The following is a 3859-nucleotide window of genomic DNA, read 5'->3' on the forward strand; positions in this document are numbered from 1 at the left end:
CGATGGCGAAGGCCGGTCCTATCAGGTCGAGTATCCGTGGCAGGCTGATGTCGGGCAGTTGCAGGGTCGGCAAGCCCTGGGGAATGCCGCCAAAGGCACTGCCGATGGTGGCCACGCCCTGAAACTGGAACAGTGACTGCAAGGCGGTGGCCAGGACCATGGCCACCAGCGGTGCCGGCAGGCGCTTGAGCGCCGGGATCTTCGGTACCCACAGCAGCAGCGCCAGGCTGAGCAGGGCCAGCAAGGTGGTGGCCAGATGCAGGTCGGGCAGGGCTTGCAGCAGGTGCCAGAGCTTCTGGTGGAAGTGTTCGCCCTGGACGGCGGGCAGACCAAAGAAGTCTTTCCACTGGCTGACCCAGATGATCACCCCGATCCCGGCGGTGAAGCCGAGAATCACCGGGTCGGGAATGAACTTGATCAAGGCGCCCAGGCGGCTGATGCCCAGCAGGAACAGGATGATCCCGGCCATCATGGTGGCCAGCTGCAGGCCGTCGACCCCGTACTTGGCGGTGACCCCGGCGAGAATCACGATAAAGGCCCCGGTGGGTCCGGCGATCTGCACGCGACTGCCGCCCAACAGCGACACCAGCAGGCCGCCGACGATGGCGGTGTAGATGCCCTGTTCCGGCTTGACCCCGGAGGCAATGGCAAACGCCATGGCCAGGGGCAGCGCCACCACGCCGACAATGACCCCGGCCACCAGGTTGCGAGCCCAGTGCCGGGGGCCGAGCAAGCCAGCCTTCCACGCCTCGCGTATGGCAATCATGCGTCACTCCTGAAGGTCATCGGGCTCGCCACCCACGCCGCTCAGCATAGTCAACGGCGGGTAGTGGCGGCCCATGCCCTGGATCAGTCTTTGGTCGTGTACCGGTGGCAAGCGTGGACAGGACCCGCAAGCTTCAGCTCAATCGGCGAGGTTTTCGTCGCTGCCTCAACGACTCCCGGCCCATTGCATGCGCGTATCGATCAGCCCAGCGAATGCCGGGGTATTCAGTGGCTTCGCTGTGAGCGGTGATTAACAAAAGATAACGTGGCGTTGATTGTCAGACCTTTCGAAAGCCCGATAGGATAGCCCGCAGCCGAAGGGGCTCTAGATTGCAGGTTTCAGGACGATCATCGTGATCGAGCCAGGCACCGCAACCCCCTGAAGGCGCCCTGAGAGGTCAAATGACCTGACAATAATAATGGGGGAATGGTCTATGAGTGAGCCTGTCATGGGTGTGGTTGTTGGCCGCCCGCCGGCACTGCGTACGTTCGCATTGCTGGCTACAGCGCTCTCGCTGTTGGGTGTGGTGACGCTGTCGACACCGGTCCTGGCCGCTGCCACCGCAGCGGATACTGTCTATTCCATCGAATCGCCCAAGGCGGCGAAAAGCCTGATGCTCGATGTGGTCCACGCCGGCAAGCGCCTGGTCGCAGTGGGCGACCGTGGGCACATTCTCTATTCCGACGATCAGGGAGCGTCCTGGGTCCAGGCCAAGGTGCCGACCCGGCAGCTGCTGACCGCGGTGTATTTCGTCGATGACCGGCATGGCTGGGCGGTGGGTCACGATGCCCAGGTCCTGGCCACCACCGATGGCGGTGTCACCTGGAGCCGGCAGTTCCAGGACCTCAAGCGTGAAGCGCCATTGCTCGATGTGTGGTTCAAGGACACCCGCAGCGGCTACGCCGTCGGTGCCTATGGCGCCTTGCTGGAAACCACCGACGGTGGCCAGCACTGGGAGGATGTCAGCGACCGCCTGGACAACGAAGACCAGTTCCACCTCAACGCCATCACCGAGGTCAAGGGTTCCGGGCTGTTCATCGTCGGCGAGCAGGGCAGCATGTTCCGCTCCACCGATGACGGGCAGACCTGGGAGCGCCTCGAAGGCCCCTATGAAGGCTCGTTGTTCGGTGTGATCGCTACCGGCCAGCCGGCGACTCTGCTGGTCTACGGCCTGCGGGGCAATCTCTATCGTTCCGCGGATTTCGGCAGCACCTGGGAGCAGGTGGAGTTGAACGCTGCCCGCGGCGCCCTGGAGTTCGGCCTGTCCGGTGCCAGTTTGCTCGATGACGGCTCGCTGGTAATCGTCGGCAACGGCGGCAGCGTGATCCGCAGCAGTGATCACGGCCAGACGTTCAGCGTGTTCAACCGCCAGGATCGCATCTCGCTGTCGGCAGTGACCGCTGCCGGCAATGGCAACCTGATCCTGGCCGGGCAGGGCGGGGTACGGGTCTCTGCGGCAACCGGCGCTGAAGTCGGCAAATAAGCCGGGCACATAATAAGAAGGTGGGGAATTCCATGAGCAGTCATCACCAGGACAAGGCGAACTTTCTCGAACGCCTGATTTTCAACAACCGCCCGGCAGTGATCTTCATCTGCCTCTTGGTCAGCGCTTTCCTGTTCTGGCAAGCAACCCTGATCCGCCCGTCCACCAGCTTCGAAAAGATGATCCCGCTCAAGCACCCGTTCATCGAGCGGATGATGGAGCACCGCAACGACCTGGCCAACCTGGGCAACACCGTGCGTATCTCGGTGGAAGCCCGCGACGGTGACATCTTCACCCAGGAGTACATGGAGACCCTGCGGCAGATCAACGACGAGGTGTTCTACATCTCCGGCGTCGATCGCTCCGGGCTCAAGTCGCTGTGGAGCCCCAGCGTGCGCTGGACCGAGGTGACCGAAGAAGGCTTCGCCGGTGGCGAGGTGATCCCCCAGAGCTACAACGGCTCCGCCGAAAGCCTCGACAAGTTGCGCAACAACGTCCTCAAGTCCGGCCAGGTCGGGCGTCTGGTGGCCAACGATTTCAAGTCCAGCATCGTCGACATCCCGTTGCTGGAGTCCTACCCGGACCCTCAGGACCAGGGCAAGCTGCTGGCCCTGGACTACCAGAAGTTCTCCCACCAGTTGGAAGAAAAGATCCGTGACAAGTTCGAGGCGCAGAACCCCAATGTGAAGATCCACATTGTCGGCTTCGCCAAGAAGGTCGGCGACCTGATCGATGGCCTGATCATGGTGGTGATGTTCTTCGGCGTGGCCTTCATCATCACCCTGGTGCTGCTGTACTGGTTCACCTGGTGCATTCGCAGCACCATCGCGGTGTTGATCACTACCCTGGTGGCGGTGGTCTGGCAACTGGGCCTGATGCACGCCTTCGGTTTTGGCCTGGACCCGTATTCGATGCTGGTGCCGTTCCTGATCTTCGCCATCGGCATTTCCCACGGGGTGCAGAAGATCAACGGTATCGCCCTGCAATCCAGTGAAGCCGACAACGCCCTGACCGCGGCGCGGCGTACCTTCCGCCAGCTGTTCCTGCCGGGAATGATCGCAATTCTCGCCGACGCCGTGGGCTTCATCACCTTGCTGATCATCGATATCGGGGTGATCCGCGAGCTGGCCATCGGCGCCTCCATCGGCGTGGCGGTGATCGTGTTCACCAACCTGATCCTGCTGCCGGTGGCGATCTCCTACGTCGGTATCAGCAAGCGCGCCGTGGAGCGCAGCAAGAAGGACGCGTCCCGCGAGCATCCGTTCTGGCGCCTGCTGTCGAACTTCGCCAGCCCCAAAGTGGCACCGATCTCCATCGCCCTGGCCCTGGTGGCCTTTGGCGGCGGCCTCTGGTACAGCCAGAACCTGAAGATCGGCGACCTCGACCAGGGCGCGCCGGAGCTGCGTCCCGACTCGCGCTACAACAAGGACAACAATTTCATCATCAGCAATTATTCCACCAGCTCCGACGTGCTGGTGGTGATGGTCAAGACCGCGTCCGAAGGCTGCTCGCGCTATGAAGCCATGGCGCCCATCGACGAGCTGATGTGGAAGATGCAGAACACCGAGGGCGTGCAGTCGGCGATCTCCCTGGTGACCGTGTCCAAGCAG

3 protein-coding genes are annotated in these 3859 nt (G+C 62.6%); 2 read left to right on the forward strand and 1 reads right to left on the reverse strand.

Features of this window, described 5'->3' with window-relative positions; genetic code table 11:
• The coding region (locus BLX41_RS36315) for a SulP family inorganic anion transporter (RefSeq protein WP_259745197.1) at positions 1-766 on the reverse strand (766 nt) is incomplete at its 3' end.
• Between the two features lie 433 nt (positions 767-1199).
• Between BLX41_RS36315 and BLX41_RS26190 the strand changes: the two genes are divergently transcribed.
• Together BLX41_RS26190 and BLX41_RS26195 are read left to right on the forward strand one after the other, a co-directional pair.
• Positions 1200-2249: a WD40/YVTN/BNR-like repeat-containing protein gene (locus BLX41_RS26190; RefSeq protein ID WP_123727235.1), complete on the forward strand. Its 1050-nt coding sequence runs from the start codon at positions 1200-1202 to the stop codon at positions 2247-2249.
• A 32-nt stretch (positions 2250-2281) separates the two neighbouring features.
• A partial coding sequence (locus BLX41_RS26195) for an efflux RND transporter permease subunit (RefSeq protein WP_404942797.1) occupies positions 2282-3859 on the forward strand: 1578 nt, incomplete at its 3' end.

The organism is Pseudomonas protegens (assembly GCF_003732485.1).
Lineage (GTDB): Bacteria > Pseudomonadota > Gammaproteobacteria > Pseudomonadales > Pseudomonadaceae > Aquipseudomonas > Aquipseudomonas protegens_B.